This is a genomic window from Bacillus sp. 123MFChir2, assembly GCF_000383235.1.
Classification (GTDB): domain Bacteria; phylum Bacillota; class Bacilli; order Bacillales; family Bacillaceae_G; genus Bacillus_A.
This window is the reverse complement of the sequence record NZ_KB910952.1, coordinates 25,456-42,441: the sequence shown is the minus strand read 5'-3', so window position 1 is coordinate 42,441 and position 16,986 is coordinate 25,456. Positions and strand designations below refer to the sequence as shown.

17 protein-coding genes are annotated in these 16,986 nt (G+C 37.1%); 14 read left to right on the top strand and 3 right to left on the bottom strand.

The genetic code is table 11. From position 1 onward, the window contains the following. Positions 1–164 precede the first annotated feature (164 nt). The 4 genes from H280_RS23680 (at position 165) to tlp (ending at position 1,820) form a co-directional block, all read left to right on the top strand. The gene (locus H280_RS23680) at positions 165–1,055 is read left to right on the top strand and encodes a 3'-5' exonuclease (protein ID WP_020061955.1); all 891 of its coding nucleotides are present in this window, start codon (positions 165–167) and stop codon (positions 1,053–1,055) included. Between the two features lie 108 nt (positions 1,056–1,163). Continuing rightward, the gene (locus tag H280_RS25165) at positions 1,164–1,307 is read left to right on the top strand and encodes an FbpB family small basic protein (protein WP_020061954.1); all 144 of its coding nucleotides are present in this window, start codon (positions 1,164–1,166) and stop codon (positions 1,305–1,307) included. A gap of 42 nt (positions 1,308–1,349) precedes the next feature. Then, positions 1,350–1,484: an acid-soluble spore protein N gene (locus H280_RS0114990; protein ID WP_020061953.1), complete on the top strand. Its 135-nt coding sequence runs from the start codon at positions 1,350–1,352 to the stop codon at positions 1,482–1,484. Between the two features lie 102 nt (positions 1,485–1,586). After that, complete coding sequence (gene tlp / locus H280_RS0114985; protein WP_020061952.1) at positions 1,587–1,820, top strand: small acid-soluble spore protein Tlp; 234 nt, start codon at positions 1,587–1,589, stop codon at positions 1,818–1,820. A gap of 17 nt (positions 1,821–1,837) precedes the next feature. Here the strand turns inward: tlp and H280_RS0114980 are convergent, their stop codons facing one another. Continuing rightward, positions 1,838–3,127, bottom strand: a complete 1,290-nt coding sequence (locus H280_RS0114980; protein WP_020061951.1) for a glycosyl hydrolase family 18 protein — start codon at positions 3,125–3,127, stop codon at positions 1,838–1,840. A 110-nt stretch (positions 3,128–3,237) separates the two neighbouring features. Here H280_RS0114980 and H280_RS0114975 point away from each other — a divergent pair, with 110 nt between their 5' ends. Beyond that, positions 3,238–3,657 carry an acyl-CoA thioesterase gene (locus H280_RS0114975; protein ID WP_020061950.1) on the top strand — a complete coding sequence of 140 codons (420 nt, stop codon included), beginning with the start codon at positions 3,238–3,240 and terminating at the stop codon, positions 3,655–3,657. 27 nt (positions 3,658–3,684) lie between these two features. Here H280_RS0114975 and H280_RS0114970 read toward each other — a convergent pair whose 3' ends face one another. After that, positions 3,685–3,975 (bottom strand): HesB/YadR/YfhF family protein, encoded by a 291-nt coding sequence (locus H280_RS0114970; RefSeq protein ID WP_020061949.1) that lies wholly within the window; start codon positions 3,973–3,975, stop codon positions 3,685–3,687. Positions 3,976–4,083: 108 nt separating this feature from the next. Then, positions 4,084–4,677, bottom strand: coding sequence for a glycerol-3-phosphate 1-O-acyltransferase PlsY (gene plsY, locus H280_RS0114965; protein WP_020061948.1), 594 nt, complete (start codon positions 4,675–4,677; stop codon positions 4,084–4,086). Positions 4,678–4,941: 264 nt separating this feature from the next. On the opposite strand from plsY, the gene H280_RS0114960 reads away from it, so the two are divergent. From H280_RS0114960 to H280_RS0114920, 9 genes are all read left to right on the top strand, one after another. Next, positions 4,942–6,798: an anaerobic ribonucleoside triphosphate reductase gene (locus H280_RS0114960; protein ID WP_028411249.1), complete on the top strand. Its 1,857-nt coding sequence runs from the start codon at positions 4,942–4,944 to the stop codon at positions 6,796–6,798. Then, the gene (gene nrdG / locus H280_RS0114955) at positions 6,795–7,247 is read left to right on the top strand and encodes an anaerobic ribonucleoside-triphosphate reductase activating protein (protein ID WP_020061946.1); all 453 of its coding nucleotides are present in this window, start codon (positions 6,795–6,797) and stop codon (positions 7,245–7,247) included. The genes H280_RS0114960 and nrdG overlap by 4 nt, the downstream gene beginning before the upstream one ends. 15 nt (positions 7,248–7,262) lie before the next feature. Further along, entirely contained in the window at positions 7,263–7,940 is a 678-nt protein-coding gene (locus H280_RS0114950) for a response regulator transcription factor (RefSeq protein ID WP_020061945.1), read from the top strand. A gap of 177 nt (positions 7,941–8,117) precedes the next feature. Beyond that, complete coding sequence (locus H280_RS0114945; protein WP_020061944.1) at positions 8,118–9,326, top strand: S1C family serine protease; 1,209 nt, start codon at positions 8,118–8,120, stop codon at positions 9,324–9,326. A gap of 72 nt (positions 9,327–9,398) precedes the next feature. Then, positions 9,399–9,812 (top strand): CoA-binding protein, encoded by a 414-nt coding sequence (locus H280_RS0114940; RefSeq protein ID WP_020061943.1) that lies wholly within the window; start codon positions 9,399–9,401, stop codon positions 9,810–9,812. A 373-nt stretch (positions 9,813–10,185) separates the two neighbouring features. Then, positions 10,186–12,150 carry a DNA topoisomerase IV subunit B gene (gene parE, locus H280_RS0114935; protein ID WP_020061942.1) on the top strand — a complete coding sequence of 655 codons (1,965 nt, stop codon included), beginning with the start codon at positions 10,186–10,188 and terminating at the stop codon, positions 12,148–12,150. 1 nt (position 12,151) lies between these two features. Continuing rightward, positions 12,152–14,575, top strand: coding sequence for a DNA topoisomerase IV subunit A (parC, locus tag H280_RS0114930; protein ID WP_020061941.1), 2,424 nt, complete (start codon positions 12,152–12,154; stop codon positions 14,573–14,575). A 141-nt stretch (positions 14,576–14,716) separates the two neighbouring features. Beyond that, positions 14,717–15,925, top strand: coding sequence for a branched-chain amino acid ABC transporter substrate-binding protein (locus tag H280_RS0114925; protein ID WP_020061940.1), 1,209 nt, complete (start codon positions 14,717–14,719; stop codon positions 15,923–15,925). Between the two features lie 66 nt (positions 15,926–15,991). Continuing rightward, a complete protein-coding gene (locus H280_RS0114920; RefSeq protein WP_020061939.1) occupies positions 15,992–16,978 on the top strand; it encodes a branched-chain amino acid ABC transporter permease in 987 nt (328 codons plus the stop codon). Positions 16,979–16,986 lie beyond the last annotated feature (8 nt).

Here is a 16,986-nt window from a genome sequence, read left to right as displayed (position 1 = left end):
GAAGCGGTCAGGGCCATTTTCTATCACATGCAAGGTTAAAACAAAAGGAGTAAGTCAGTAGCGGTCATATTGTATTCTGCATAGCAGCGACTTAGATGGAGAAAATTTATAATTGAGTTTCTTATATTAAGTTATAATAGAAATAAAAAGATGAGGAGAAGGTTATGGGAAATTTTACAGGAGATTATGTTGTAATTGATTTTGAAACAACGGGGTTCAATCCTTTTCAAGATAATATTATTCAAATGGCTGCAATTCGATATCGAAATCATATTTGTACGGATCAATTTGTTTCGTATGTGAATCCAGAAAAAATGATTCCAAGTCGTATTACGATGTTGACAGGGATTCGGAATTTTGATGTTGCAGTTGCGCCGACAATTGATATTGTATTACCAGAGTTTGTTTCATTTCTTGGAGAAGATACAATTATTGCTCATAATGCTTCTTTTGATATGCGGTTTTTAAAGAGTAATATGGAACGATTAAGACTTGGTACACCAAAAAATGTCGTGATTGATACACTTAGTTTAGCAAAACGATATATAAAATATGTACCGAATCATAAATTAGAAACCTTAAAGCGATTGTTACAAATTAAAGTCGCCTCTCATAATGCATTAGATGATTGTTTCACTTGTGCAGCTGTATATCAAAAATGTGTAGAGTTAAAGGATGGAAAAGTAAAAAAAGTGATTTCCGAAGGTATAACAAAGGAAGAAGAAAGAGCGTTTGAGATTGTAAAAGAAATATTGGAAAAGCATAATAAAGATATAACAGTGATTCGTCAAGCCATTGTCGGGAATTATTTGGACGTTAAAGCAATGAGTTCATTTGCAAGAATTAAGCTAAAGGGTAGAAAAAGATACGTATTAACAAATAAAGAACAAGATGAAATAGTAGCATTGTATCCGAACGTTTTATGTGAAGCTGCTACAAAAAGTGAATGGGGTCTTACAAGAATCATGATTGATCAGCCTGAAGATTTAATTGCTTTTGAAGCTGTGATTCTTGAGGCGTATGAGAAAGGGATGCAAACATTGCAGCGTTCCTAAAGTGAAGTTAGTAGCATTGTAAGTACGAAAAATAAAATTTTCTCATAAATCTGATTAGAGTGTTTTTTTACTGTTCATACTAGTAACACGAAAGAGAGGGTGAACAGTATGAGAAGAACTCGGCGAAAATCGTTTGAAGAGCTTGTGAAAGAAAATAAGCAACAGCTACTCAATGATCGGGATGCGATTGAACGGATTGAAGAAAAATTAGAGAAACGCTACGAAATACGTATTTTTAAACAGGCTGAATAATTCTTGCAACTAGAATGATACTAGTTGTAAGGAGGCGATATGATGGGTAATCCAAAGAAAAAACCACAAGATTTTGCACCAAATCAGATTGGGATGCAATCAAGAACAGCAGGCGGTAATAAAGGAAAACAAATGCAAGATAAATCAGGGAAACAACCGATTGTTGATAACGGTTAGAAAGAGGGAGAAGAATCATTCTCCCTCTTTTTTGCATACATAATTAAAGGATTTTTTTACAAACTAATGTTGTATGTATTTTCAATAAAGGAGGAAGACAGGATGCCAGAACAATATAAAACAAGTCCAAACCCAGATGATCGCAGTGATAACGTTGAGAAATTGCAAGAGGCGGTATATAACACAATTGAAAATATGAATGAAGCAAGGGAAGCTGCGGAGCTTTCAAATGAGAAAGATCGCGTGGCAATTGAAGCGAAAAATGATCGCCGTATGGAAAGTATCGAAGGAATGCGAAAAGAGATTAAAGAGGAAGCTGCATATCGCAATCAGTAAAAGAAGGCTGACAATTGTCAGCCTTTTTTTGTAATAGAAAAGTTTTCAGTAAGGAGACGCCAATTTTGTGGGAAAGGTAAGCCGATTTTCCAATAACTGATACCGCGAATTCCTTGTTCCTTTATTAAATTAAACTTACTTTGAATAGACCTAGCATCTTCAAACCATACTTCATGTTTTACTCCATTTGCATCGTAATAATTGAAATGAGGAGCTTGAGAAGTGAAATCGTATTGAATTGGGACATTGTGTTTTCGAGCAAGCGCAACAGCAGCGATAGAACTAACTGCTTTTGCAGGAGGATTTCCTGGTTTAAATGGAACAATCCAATCAAATCCGTATAAGTTTTGCCCCATCATAATTTTCCGCGGCGGCATTTGTGATTTTGCATATTGAATGACTTGTTTTACAGGACCAATTGGAGATACTGCAAGAGGCGGTCCACCTTGCCATCCCCAGTCGTATGTCATAATGACAATGAAATCGACAATTTCACCTTGAGCCTTATAATCATGAGCTGCAGCTGGACCTTTTTGAGTCGAACTTGTTTTTGGGACGACAGTTGTACTAAGTGTATATCCTTTTGGTAGACGTGTTTTTACTTTGCGTAAAAATTGATTATATGCTTCGCGGTCTGCCGGTGCAAAGTTCTCAAAATCAAAGTGGACATCACGCATTCCGTATTTTTGAGCGGTTTGTAAAATGTTTGTAATAAACGTATTTTGAATGGTTTCATTACGTAAAATAATGCTTGCTAATTCAGAGCTAAAACTTCCATTTTCAAGATTTGTAATAACAAGCATTGGAATCGTCTGCCCTTGTTTTGCAATTGAGACGATTTCAGATGTTTGAGTAGGTTCTTTCAGTGTTCCATCACGTTTTGCTTCAAAGCTAAAGTAGGCCAAATAGGTTAAATATGAATTGATCGCTTTGGTGGAAGCAATTAAGCTTTCTTTAATTGGAATCGTAGATGGTTGTAAATAGGCAATGGATTCAATAATTTTTTTTGTTCCTTTTGGTACATATAGTTGCTGTCCGACTTGGAGTGGAGATTTTAATGATAAATGATTCACTTTTGCTAAACTGGCAAGAGGTACGTTGTAAGTTAAGGCAATTTTATATAAGCTATCCCCAGGTTGTACAAAGTAGGTATTTCCTTGTGTATTCACGATTAATGCTTGCCCCACGACGAGTGTTTCAGCTGGGTTTAACCCATTATCTTTCACAATTGTTTCTGCTGTTGTTCCGTACTGCTTAGCTAATTTATATACGTTATCTCCGCTTTTTACAGTTATGATTTGTAGCATATGCTCACTCCTTTAAGGAAAAAAGATCCGCTGCTTCTATTTTATTTTCAGATTCTCTGTATTATGATTAAAGGTGTAGAAAGAAACGTAAGCGAGAAGGAGTTAAAATGATGTTTATAGCAGAACAGGAGATTGATATCCGTTATGCAGAGACAGATCAAATGGGTGTCGTGTACCACGCAAATTATTTAGTATGGTTAGAACTTGGCCGTACGAAATTAATTCAAGATTTAGGATTTTCGTATGTTGAAATGGAGAATGATGGGGTTGTATCTCCTGTACTTGATTTGCAAATTACATACCGAAAAGCAATGCGTTACGGAGAAAAAGCTATTGTGAAAACATGGGTGGAGTCAGTGAGTCCATTACGCGTAGTATATGGCTATGAAATTTATAATGGAGACGGTGATCGTTGTATTACAGCGTTTACAACGAATATTTGTGCGAAAAAAGAAGGTTTTCGTCCAGTGTCATTTAAAAAATTGTACCCAGATTGGTATGAGACGTACGAGAAGATTAAAAAGAAATAAAAAACGTGGCATAGGCCACGTTTTTTATTATTTTACATAATGAAATTGCGGGAACTCATCATCAGCGCTAAGTGTAACAGACAAGTCATGACCATCAAAGAACCATTCATCATCGCCTTCAATAAAGAAAGTAATACCATCTTCTTGAATTTGTACAACAGGAGTAGCCGGATCATCTTTGCGAATTCCTAATGAAAGACCTTTTTGAACGGTGCTGCATCCGCCGTATTGTACGAAAAAGCGAAGGCTATCGCCTGTTTGTAGACCAAGCTCGCTTTTATACCAATTTAGTGCTTCTTTTGATACTGAAATGTTCATCTAGTATTCCTCCAACATAATCGCTTTTTCTTTTAGTATAAAAAATAACGCAAAAAGACGCCATTTATATGCTTTGCGTTTTCTTTTTGCGTTATGTGGGTCACAATCTTATTTTTGTTTTTTTGTTAATTTTGCTTTTGGTTCTGTTTTATTTATAATTCGTCCAATATTTGCACGATGTCTATAAATAACCATTCCAGCCAATAAGCACATGGCAATAATGAAGATTTTATCCCCGTTTATAAGTGCTGCAATAACAGCGAAGACAGCTGTTATCATAGAAGAAAGTGATACGTATCTCGTTGTAAATAATAGGGTGAAAAAGATAGCCGCTAATATTGCAAAGGAAAGCGGTGCGTAGCATAATAGTACACCAGCAGAAGTAGCAACTGCTTTTCCGCCGCGGAACTTTGCGAAGATTGGGTATACATGTCCTACCACTGCAGCTAATCCAAACCATAGGGGATGGATATTTAACCCGAACATGATCGGTAGCGCTGTAGCCAATGTCCCTTTTAAAATATCAGCAATCGTAACAATAAAACCTGCTTTTTTCCCTAGTGTACGAAATGTATTCGTTCCTCCTAAATTTCCGCTGCCGTGTTCGCGAATATCGATTCCATAACCAATCTTTCCAACAACAAGTGCAGATGGAATCGAGCCAAGCAAATAAGCAACGATAAATAAAAGATATGTAAGCATAAGTTCAGTCTCCTTTATACAAATGTGTTGATAAAGGGTAAAAAGAGTTTTTCCCGTATATTGTACCACACATTTGTAAAGATCACATTTCTTTTTTGTAAGGTGAAATTTCAATTCGGAATATGCGAAAAAAAGATTCGATAGATTTTAAAAAAAATTTCACAGGAATGTTACATTTTTCATAGATTCACTCTTACTATATGTTGTATCATTTTGATAGTAAATGAACAAGATGTTGTTGGGGGTTAAGAAATGAATCAAGAAATGAAAAAAAATAGTGAATATGATGAGAATCTAAAGGGGATTTTTGCGAAAATTGTTCATGCAAATGAACAAGATTTAATGCAAGAAAATGCAAACGTTGATGGGCGATCTCCAATGGGAATGATGGGGAAATTTGCTTCTGAAAGTGCAAGGTATTATGCGATAGAACAACTGCTTTCTGAGAAAGTGAAACAAGCAATTGATCAAAACATATTATACCCGCATGATTTAGACTTTTATGCAACAGGTACGACAACTTGTTCGCAAATACCGTTAGCGCAGATGCTTCAAAACGGGTTTCATACAGGTCACGGGCATATGCGACAGCCGCAAGATATTAAAAGTGCATTAGCGCTTTCTTCTATTATTTTTCAAGCAAATCAAAATATGCAGCATGGTGGACAATCATTTGCGCTGTTCGATGTAGATTTGGCGCCATATGTGAGAAAAACGTTTGAACGGAATAAAAAACGTTTAGCAACATATCCGTTAACAGCTGAGCAAATAGAAGAGTTTGCGTGGAAAGAAACAGAAAATGATACGTATCAAGCATGTGAGGCGTTTATTCATAATTCGAATAGTATGCATAGCAGAGGCGGGGGGCAAGTTCCGTTCATCTCCATTAATTACGGAACAGATACATCCAAAGAAGGAAGATTATTAATTAGACAATTATTAAAAGCGACTCAAGCTGGATTAGGAAAAGGAGAAACACCAATTTTTCCGATTCAAATCTTCAAGTTAAAAAAGGGAGTAAATTTTGAAGAGAAAGATCCAAATTATGATTTGTTCGAATTAGCAATAGAAACGACAGCGAAACGATTATTCCCTAATTTCTCGTTTTTAGATGCACCATTTAATGCGGCGTATTATGATGGGCGTCCTGAAAGTGAAGTGTGTTATATGGGGTGTCGTACGCGTGTCATGTCTAATATTCATGGGGAAGAAACTGCGATTGGAAGAGGAAATTTATCGTTTACCTCTATTAACTTAGTGAAATTAGCATGTATTAGTGGATCAAAAGAAGCGTTTTTTGAAGCTTTAAATTATTATGTTGATCTAGGTATTGATCAATTGTTAGAAAGACTTTCCTATCAAGCAACGAAAAAAGCAAGAGATTTTCAATTTTTATATTCCCAAGGAGTATGGCGCGGCGGTGAAAAACTACAACTTGAGGATGCTGTCGCTGAAATTTTAAAACAAGGTACATTAAGTATAGGTTTTATAGGCCTTGCAGAATGTTTAGTTGCTTTAACAGGAAAACATCATGGGGAAGACGCAGAATCATGGAAGCTTGGATATGAAATTATCGAACATATGAGAAAGAAAATGGATCAAGCAACAGAGGAACATCAATTGAATTTCTCATTAATTGCAACTCCGGCAGAAGGATTATCTGGAAAGTTTATCAAACAAGATCGAGCTGAATTTGGAACAATTACAGGTGTAACAGATCATAACTTTTATACAAATTCATTCCATATCCCTGTTTATTATCCTATTCAAGCTATTGATAAAATTCGTTTAGAAGGACCATTTCACGAACTTTGTAATGGTGGTCATATTACGTATATTGAGCTTGACGGAGCGGCTGTTCATAATCAAAAAGCATTACAACAAATTGTGAAGGCAATGGCTCAGTATGGCGTAGGGTATGGATCGATTAATCACCCGGTTGATCGCTGTAAATGTTGTGGTTATCACGGGATCATTGGAAATGAATGTCCAAGCTGTGGGAATAAAAATGAACATGACTTTGAAAGAATTCGCCGCATTACTGGATACCTTGTAGGAGACATGTCAAAGTGGAACAGCGCGAAACGTAGTGAAGAAAAGGAGCGGGTGAAACATTCATGAGAGTAATGAATATCATTCATGATAGTGTGGTAGATGGGGAAGGGTTGCGGACAGTCGTATTTTTTGCGGGCTGTCCGCATCACTGTTTTGGCTGTCATAATCCACAGTCTTGGAATATTTATAATGGGACTGAGATGACAAAAGAAGAAATAATAAATGAGATTGAAAACAACCCTCTTACTGATGTAACATTTTCTGGCGGGGATCCATTTTTTCAAGCCACTGAAATAAAAGAACTAGCAAAAAACGTGAAAGATTTACAAAAAAATTTGTGGATTTACACAGGCTATACGTTTGAAGAGATACAGAATTCGCAAAATAATGATATGATAGAGTTGTTACAATATGCTGATGTGCTAGTAGATGGAAGATTTGAGCTAGAGAAGCGAGATCTCACCCTGCCATTTCGTGGGAGCTCGAATCAACGTATTATTCGATTGAAAGAGTAAAAGGACGGGATAGGATTGAATAAAACAGTTTTACTTGTTGAAGATGAAAGAAGATTACGAGAAATTGTCAGTGATTATTTTCGTAATGAAGGCTTTGAAGTGATTGAAGCAGAAGATGGCAAGCAAGCATTAGAACTGTTTGCGGAGCATACTGTGGATTTAATTATATTAGATATCATGTTACCAGAAATTGACGGTTGGTCTGTATGTAGACGTGTAAGAAAGGAATCGGCCGTACCAATTATTATGCTAACAGCTCGCTCCGATGAAGATGATACTTTACTTGGTTTTGAATTAGGAGCGGATGAATATGTAACAAAACCATTTAGTCCGAAAATTTTAGTTGCTCGTGCCAAGACATTACTAAAGCGTGCAGACGGTGCAGTAGGGCAAGCGGAGGAAAATATGCTTTCACTTGCCGGTATTGATGTGAATCGTTTGTCCCGTACGGTAACGGTAGATGGTGAGGAAGTAATATTAACACATAAAGAATTTGAGTTACTTGTTTACTTAATGGAGAATAAAGGGATTGTATTATCCCGTCAGCACTTGTTAGATCAGCTTTGGGGATATGATTATTTCGGAGATGATCGTACAGTCGATACGCATATTAAGAAACTTCGTAATAAGTTAGGGGATAAAGCAACGCATATTAGTACTGTTATTCGTGTAGGGTATAAATTTGAAGAGTAAAATATCAGTTCCCATTTAAGCAACTTTTTATTCATTGCGTGTACAATTTTTTGTACCTGTATCTACAATGAATATGATAGTATTTTTTTGTTTGGATTTCACGATGAGTTCACAGAAAGGACACACATCGTATATATACTGAAAATACGATATCAGCAGAGAGGGGATAAATAAATTATGGGATACTATGATCAACCAGAAACAAATGAAACTCGGACGGAAGTTGTAAAAACACGCAGCAAAAAAGGTTATTTTTTCACAGGGGTTGTCGGTGCTGTAATTGGTGCCGTTACAATAAGTTTTGTAGCTCCGTATATGCCTTGGACAAATAACGCTATTGTTTCAAAATCAAAAGTAGAGGGAACGGTCGTTCCGGTTGTGAATAAAACAAAAGGTGAAACAGATCTTCCTGGTATGATTGAAGGAGCAAAAGAAGTAGTTGTCGGGGTAATTAACTTTCAAAAAAGTGTAGATCCATTTTCCGCTGAGGCACAAGGACAAGAAGCTGAAGCTGGATCGGGATCAGGTGTAATTTATAAAAAAGTTGGAGATAAAGCACTGATTGTAACGAATAACCATGTTGTAGATGGTGCGAATAAATTAGAAGTTAAGTTAAGTAATGGGAAAAATGTTGCAGCGAAATTAGTAGGAAGAGATCCATGGCTAGATCTAGCTGTCGTTGAAATTGATGGGAAAGATATTAACAAAGTTGCAACTCTAGGAAATTCAGATAAAATCCGTGCTGGAGAATCTGCGATTGCAATTGGTAACCCGCTTGGTTTTGATGGAAGTGTAACAGAGGGAATTATCAGTAGTAAAAATCGTGAAATTCCAGTTGATATTAACAATGACAAACGTCCTGATTGGCAAGCGCAAGTCATTCAAACGGATGCAGCGATTAACCCAGGGAATAGTGGCGGTGCACTATTCAATCAAAATGGTGAAGTAATCGGTATTAACTCTAGTAAAATTGCACAGCAAGCAGTAGAAGGAATTGGCTTTGCGATTCCAATTAATATAGCGAAACCGGTAATTGACTCCCTTGAAAAATATGGTGAAGTAAAACGACCTGTAATGGGTGTTGGAGTAAAGGGTCTTGATGAATTCCCAAGCTATGCATTAAGTCAATTAAAATTACCGAAAGATGTAACGGCGGGAGTTCTGTTAGCACAGGTTGAACCAGCATCACCAGCAGAAAAAGCAGGATTGCAAAAATATGATGTTGTTGTTGGCTTTGATGACCAAAAAGTAGAAAATGCAGTTCAATTCCGTAAATATTTATATGAGAAGAAAAAAGTTGGCGATAAAATTGAAGTGACAGCGTATCGAAATGGTGAGAAAATAAAGAAAACAGTCACATTAGCTGCTACTGCTAACTCGAATTAATAAAGAAAGTCTCTTTCATGTTGAAAGAGACTTTCTTTATCAGCTATACTAAATGAACAGGAGGGATTACATATGACAATTGAAAATCCAACTCGTACGGAAATTGGAGAGATTTTAAAAAATAGTAAGACGATTGCAGTTGTTGGATTATCTGATAATCCAGAGCGTACTTCGTATATGGTGTCAAAAGCGATGCAAGATGCAGGGTACCGTATTATTCCTGTTAACCCAGGGGTAGATACAGTACTCGGAGAGAGGGCCGTAAAATCGCTAACGGAAATAAAAGAGCCTGTTGATATTGTCAATGTATTTCGTCGTTCCGAATTTTTAATGGATGTTGCAAAAGAGTTCGTACAGATTGAAGCGCAAACATTTTGGGCACAATTAGGTTTACAAGACGAAGAAACATATCATTTTTTGAAAGAAAAAGGCTATACTGTTATTATGGACCGCTGTATTAAAGTTGAACACGCAATGACAAGATAAGTCTTAATTGTGAAGTTTATTAGGCTCCTATTCATACAATAGGGAAAAGCAGATGGACGAGGTGTTCATCATGAAGTTTTTTAAAGGTTGCTTTTGGGGATTGCTGCTTGTCACTCCATTTTGGATGATTATCATTTTGCTAATTATAAAATGGTGGAGTATGTAGTTGTTTTGGAATAGATATCCATGTTTCGTTGACAAACGATTACTTTTCTGAAATAGTAGCGTAGAGGAATCCTTGTGACAAACAAGGATTTTTCTTATGAAAATAGTATATAAAAGATATAACGTGACTTGCCAAAAGTAAGGGAAAGGCGTTATTCTATAATAAGAAACATATGTTCTGATTTTTGGATAGGAAGGGGCAAGGAGTTTGGCTAAGCGTCAGTTTCAATATGATGAGGATGCAATTCAAGTGCTAGAGGGGCTTGAAGCCGTTCGGAAACGCCCGGGTATGTATATCGGGAGTACGGATAGCCGCGGATTACATCATTTAGTATATGAGATCGTAGATAATTCCGTTGATGAAGCATTAGCGGGATTTGGTGATGAAATTAAAGTAGTAATACATAAAGATAATAGTATAAGTGTAGTAGATAAAGGGCGCGGTATGCCGACAGGAATGCATAAGCTTGGAAAGCCTACACCAGAAGTTATTTTAACTGTACTTCATGCTGGGGGTAAATTTGGACAAGGTGGCTATAAAACAAGTGGTGGCTTACACGGTGTTGGTGCTTCAGTTGTAAACGCACTGTCTGAATGGCTTGTTGTTACAATTAAACGAGATGGTTACGTATATGAACAGCGCTTTGAAAATGGTGGTGTTCCAGTTACAACGCTTGAGAAAATTGGGAAAGCAAAAGATACTGGAACAACCATTCATTTTAAACCAGATCAAACAATTTTTAGCACAACGAATTACAACTATGAAACGCTATGCGAAAGATTACGTGAATCAGCCTTTTTATTAAAAGGTATGAAAATTGTACTTCAAGATAAACGTAAAGATTTGGAAGATGTTTTTCATTATGAAACGGGAATTGAAGCGTTTGTTTCATATTTAAATGAAGAGAAAGATTCTTTACACCCGGTTGTATATTTTACTGGAGAACAAAACGGTATAGAAGCGGAATTAGCTTTTCAATTTAATGATGGGTATTCTGAGAACATTCTTTCCTTTGTCAATAATGTACGTACGAAAGATGGTGGTACGCACGAAGCGGGGTTTAAAACAGCAATGACTCGTGTTTTTAACGAGTATGCACGTAAAGTTTCGTTGTTAAAAGAGAAAGATAAAAATTTAGAAGGAACAGATATTCGTGAAGGATTAGCTGCAATTGTTTCCATTCGTGTTCCTGAAGAGTTGCTTCAATTTGAAGGGCAAACGAAAGGGAAGCTTGGAACAAGTGAAGGACGTTCAGCCGTTGATGCTGTTGTATCAGAGCATTTAGCGTATTTTTTAGAAGAAAATCCAGATGTGGCAACGCTTCTTTTGAAAAAAGCAGTCAAAGCAGCGCAAGCACGCGAGGCAGCAAGAAAAGCACGTGAAGAAGCACGAAGCGGTAAGAAGAAAAAACGTTCAGAAGGAACACTAAGTGGTAAGTTGACACCAGCACAATCACGTAATCCGCAAAAGAACGAACTATATTTAGTAGAGGGTGATTCAGCAGGCGGTTCTGCAAAGCAAGGCCGTGATCGTCGTTTCCAAGCTGTTCTGCCACTTCGCGGTAAAGTAATTAATACAGAGAAAGCCAAACTAGCGGATATTTTCAAAAATGAAGAGATTAACACGATTATTTATGCGATTGGCGGCGGTGTTGGAGCAGAGTTTTCAGTTGAGGATATCAACTATGACAAAATTGTTATTATGACCGATGCGGATACAGATGGAGCGCACATTCAAGTGCTATTATTAACATTCTTCTATCGCTATATGAAACCACTTATTGAAGCAGGGAAAGTATTCATTGCACTTCCTCCTTTATACAAAGTAAGTAAAGGGACAGGAAAGAAAGAAGTCATTGAATATGCTTGGTCAGATGAAGAGTTAGGTGGCGCGATACAGAAGGTTGGTAAAGGTTATACAATTCAGCGTTACAAAGGTCTTGGTGAAATGAATGCAGATCAATTATGGGAAACAACGATGAATCCAGAGACGCGTACATTAATTCGCGTGAAAATTGATGATGCTGCAAGAGCGGAACGACGTGTGACAACATTGATGGGCGATAAAGTAGAGCCCCGCCGTAAATGGATTGAACGCAATGTTCAGTTTGGTATGCAAGAAGAAGGTAATATTCTAGAAAATGAAATGATTATGGCAACGGAGGTGGAATAACATGCAGGCAGAGAAGTTTCATGACCTCCCGCTTGAAGATGTGCTTGGCGATCGCTTTGCACGTTATAGTAAATATATTATTCAAGATCGTGCACTTCCAGATGCACGCGACGGTTTAAAACCAGTACAACGCCGCATTTTATATTCCATGTATGTGGAAGGAAATGTTCACGATAAACCATTTCGTAAATCTGCAAAAACAGTTGGTAACGTAATTGGTAATTATCATCCCCACGGTGATTCTTCCGTGTATGAAGCAATGGTGCGTTTAAGTCAAGATTGGAAAGTACGAAACGTATTAGTTGAAATGCATGGAAATAATGGTAGTGTCGACGGAGATCCAGCAGCGGCGATGCGTTATACAGAAGCTCGTTTATCACCGATTGCTTCAGAGTTATTGCGCGATATTGATAAAGAAACAGTGGAATTTGTTTCAAACTTTGATGATACAAGTGAAGAACCAGTTGTATTACCAGCTATGTTTCCCAACCTTCTAGTGAACGGATCTACGGGAATTTCAGCTGGTTATGCAACTGAGATTCCACCGCATCATCTTGGAGAAGTTATTGATGCGACGATGATGCGCATTGATAAGCCAAACTGTAATGTTGATGAGTTATTAACAGTCATCAAAGGACCAGATTTCCCGACAGGTGGAATTATTCAAGGCCTTGATGGTATTAAGAAGGCGTATGAAACTGGAAAAGGAAAAATCATTATTCGCGGAAAAGCAGAAGTGGAAACAATTCGCGGTGGAAAACAGCAAATTGTTATTACAGAAATTCCTTATGAAGTAAACAAAGCGAATCTTGTAAAGAAAATGGATGAACTTCGTTTAGATAAGAAGTTAGATGGAATTGCTGAAGTGCGTGATGAAACAGATCGTACAGGTCTTCGAATTGTTATTGAATTGAAAAAAGATGCCAATGCAGAAGGTATTTTAAATTATTTATATAAAAATACAGAATTACAAATACCATACAATTTCAATATGGTAGCGATTTATAATCGCCGGCCGACTTTGATGACACTCCCGAAAATTTTAGATTCTTACATTGGACATCAAAAGGAAGTTGTTACACGCCGTTCACAATATGAATTAAACAAGGCAGAGAGACGACAACATGTTGTAGAAGGTTTAATGAAAGCTCTCTCTATTTTAGATGAGGTTATTGCTGTAATTCGTGCTTCGAAAGATAAGCGTGATGCGAAAGATAACTTAATTGCAAAATTCTCATTTACAGAAGTACAAGCAGAAGCAATTGTGTCGCTGCAATTGTATCGTTTAACAAATACAGATATTACAGCCCTTGAAAAAGAGGCTGAAGAATTACAACAGAAAATTTCGGAATTGCAAGCTATTCTTCAAAGTGAGAAGAAGCTTCTCCAAGTCATTAAAACAGATTTGAAGAGGGTTAAGAAAACGTATAGTAACGATCGTCGTTCTGTGATTGAAGAAGAAATTGAAGAAATTAAGATTGATGTGGAAGTCATGATTCCACAAGAAGATGTAATTGTGACAGTAACGAAGGAAGGGTATGTAAAGCGTACAAGTTGGCGCTCTCATAATGCTTCCAATGGAAAAGACTTTGGTATGAAAGAAGGCGACTTAGTATTAGAGCGCTTTGAAACAAATACGACGGAAACGGTCCTTTTATTTACAAATAAAGGGAATTATATGTATCTTCCAGTGTACGAAATGCCAGATATTCGCTGGAAAGACTTAGGACAGCACGTAGCGAATATTGTCTCGCTTGACCGTGATGAAACACTCGTCTATGCAACTGTTGTTCCAAATTTTGAGGAAGAAAAGCGATTTATTACGTTTGTCACTAGAAATGGCATGATTAAGAAAACAGAACTAAATCAATATAAAGTGCAGCGTTATTCGCGTGCATTTGTCGCGGTTAATTTAAAGAAAGACGATGCAGTCGTCGATATTTTTGTTACAGATGGAACGCAAGATATTCTTCTTGCTACGCACCGTGCCTATGCACTTATTTTCAATGAAGAAGAAGTGAGCCCAGTTGGTGTGCGGGCAGCTGGTGTGAAAGGAATGAATGTGAAGGAAGATGACTACGTTGTATGCGGTCTTCCTGTTAATTTTGAAAAAGATTCGCTCGTTCTCATTACACAGCGGGGGGCAGTAAAACGATTAAAAGCAGCAGAAATTGAAAAATCAACAAGAGCAAAACGAGGTCTTGTTATCTTTAAAGAATTGAAAAAGAATCCATATCGAATTGTCGGTGTGGAAGTCGTTCGAGGTGATGAAGTCGTTTGTATGCGGACAGAAAAACAAATGGTAGAAGAAATTGATCCGCAAACACTTCGGAATAAAGATCGTTACAGTAACGGAAGTTTATTAATAGATGTAAGTGATGTTGGTCTTGTTGTCGAAACGTGGCCGCAGAAAAAAGAACAGTAAGAAAACGCCCGATTCATTATATGAGTCGGGCGTTTTTGTCTGAATTTGTCTTAGGATAGTGGTTGTATAAATAATATACTTCCATTATCATTTAACTAAATATTTTAAATGTTCAGAAAAAATAAAGATGGGGGTATATGGGTGATAAAAAAGAAAAATTTCGCTTTTGTTCTTTCGGCGGTATGTATGTTTGGCATATTAACAGGATGCGGTAATAAAACAAATGGTGATGCTAATACAACAAGTACGGAATCTGGTGATGGAAAGGTCATAAAAATAGCAACGCAATCACCACTTTCTGGCGGTTCTGCAACGCAAGGAGAAGCAATTAAACTTGGTGCACAATTGAAAATAGAAGAACAAAAAGAAGAGTTTAAAAAATTAGGGTATGAACTAAAGTTCGTGCCATATGATGATCAGGCAGATCCGAAAAAAGGTGTTGCAAACGCACAGATTATTGGTGCTGACAAAGAAATACTCGGTGTCGTTGGCCATATGAATTCTGGTGTTGCAATCCCATCTTCTGAAGTGTATGAAAAAAATAATGTTGTTATGGTATCACCTACAAATACTGCTGTTGAAGTAACGGATCGTAATTTGAAAGTAGTAAATCGTATATGTACAAGAGATGATTTTCAAGGTCCTGCTGGGGCAGAGTTTGCATTGAAAACATTGAAGGCAAAAAGCATCTTTATTATTGATGATAAAACAGCTTATGGAACCGGTTTAGCTAAAGCATTTAAAACAGAAGTTGAAAAATTAGGTGGAACAATTGCAGGTTATGAATCTATTACGGTTGGAGAAAAAGATTTTAACGGTGTGTTAAATAAAGTACTCGCGAAAAAACCAGATTTAATTTATTTTGGTGGTCTCTATGCAGAAGGTGGACTGTTAGTGAAGCAAGCGCGTGAAAAAGGTCTTACGGTTCCGTTTATGGGCGGTGATGGTATGGATTCAGCAACGATGGTAGAAATTGCAGGTAATTCTATTGAGAATACGTATTACACTTCTATCGCTGCTGATCCGAAAACGACAGAAAGAGGAAAGAAGTTTGCAGATGATTATAAGAGAAAATTTAATAAAGAAGTAGAAGGATATTCGGCTTATGGATATGATGCTGCGGGTGTACTACTGCAAGGAGTCAAAGATACGATTAAAGCAAATAACAACAAAATGCCAACAAGGCAACAAGTACGTGATACTGTTCGGAAAACAAATAGTTTTGAAGGAGCGGTAACAAACGTAGGGTTTGATAGCAAGGGGGATAATAAGTTTGCAAAAGTATATATTTATAAATTTGCAGAGCAAAAGTATCCAGGAAGACAGGAAGGAGAAGTAGAGAAAAAGTAAGATGATATGGGTACGGTGCTTATGTTCCGTACCTTTTTTAGAGAAAAATAAAGGGGAGGAATTTCTATGTTCGGAGAAATCATGCATACCCTTCCTCAAGTGCTAATTGACGGATTAACACTTGGTGCAGTGTATGCGGTTGTTGCATTAGGATATACGATGGTATATGGGATATTAGAACTTATCAATTTTGCACATGGAGAAATTTTTATGACGGGTGCTTTTATTGGGACAACAATTTTTCTTGTTTTTATGGGGTTTGGCCTAATGACAGTTATGCCAGCTCTGTTAGCATTGTTACTTGTTTTAGTTGCAACATCTCTTATAACGGGTTTTCTTGGGATGGGCATTGAAAGGGTTGCGTATCGACCGCTTCGAAAAGCACCGAAACTGATTACGTTAATTACAGCAATTGGTGTTTCTTTTCTACTGCAAGATCTCGTTCGCTTTATTGCTGAATTAAAAAAAGGAAATTACATTATAACAGGTCCTACTTTATTCAATGATCAAATTACAGTACAAGCTTCAGCAATTATGTCTTCTTTTAATAACGCTCAAATAAAAACATCCTCACTTATTCTGCTCGCTCTTGCGGTTATTATGATGCTCTCTTTAGATTTTTTCGTCAATAAAACAAAATGGGGAATGGCGATGCGTGCTGTTGCGCAAGATCGTGATACTGCTTCTTTAATGTCAGTAAATGTGAACAAGGTAATTTCTCTAACGTTTTTTATCGGTTCCGCACTTGGCGGAGCAACAGGTGTTTTGTTTGCTGTACAATACGGAACAATAGATCCGTACATTGGCTTTATTTTAGGATTAAAAGCTTTTACAGCAGCAGTTTTGGGAGGGATTGGTAATATTCGAGGTGCAATGGTTGGCGGTATATTGCTTGGATTACTAGAAATGTTCGCCGCTGCAAATTTATCTATTTTATCTTCTGGAATATTGGGTGCTGAATATAAGGATGTTTTTGCCTTTGGAATTTTAATTCTCGTTTTAATATTTAAACCAGAAGGCATTTTTGGCAAAGCAGTTGCCGAGAAAGTGTAGGTGATCAT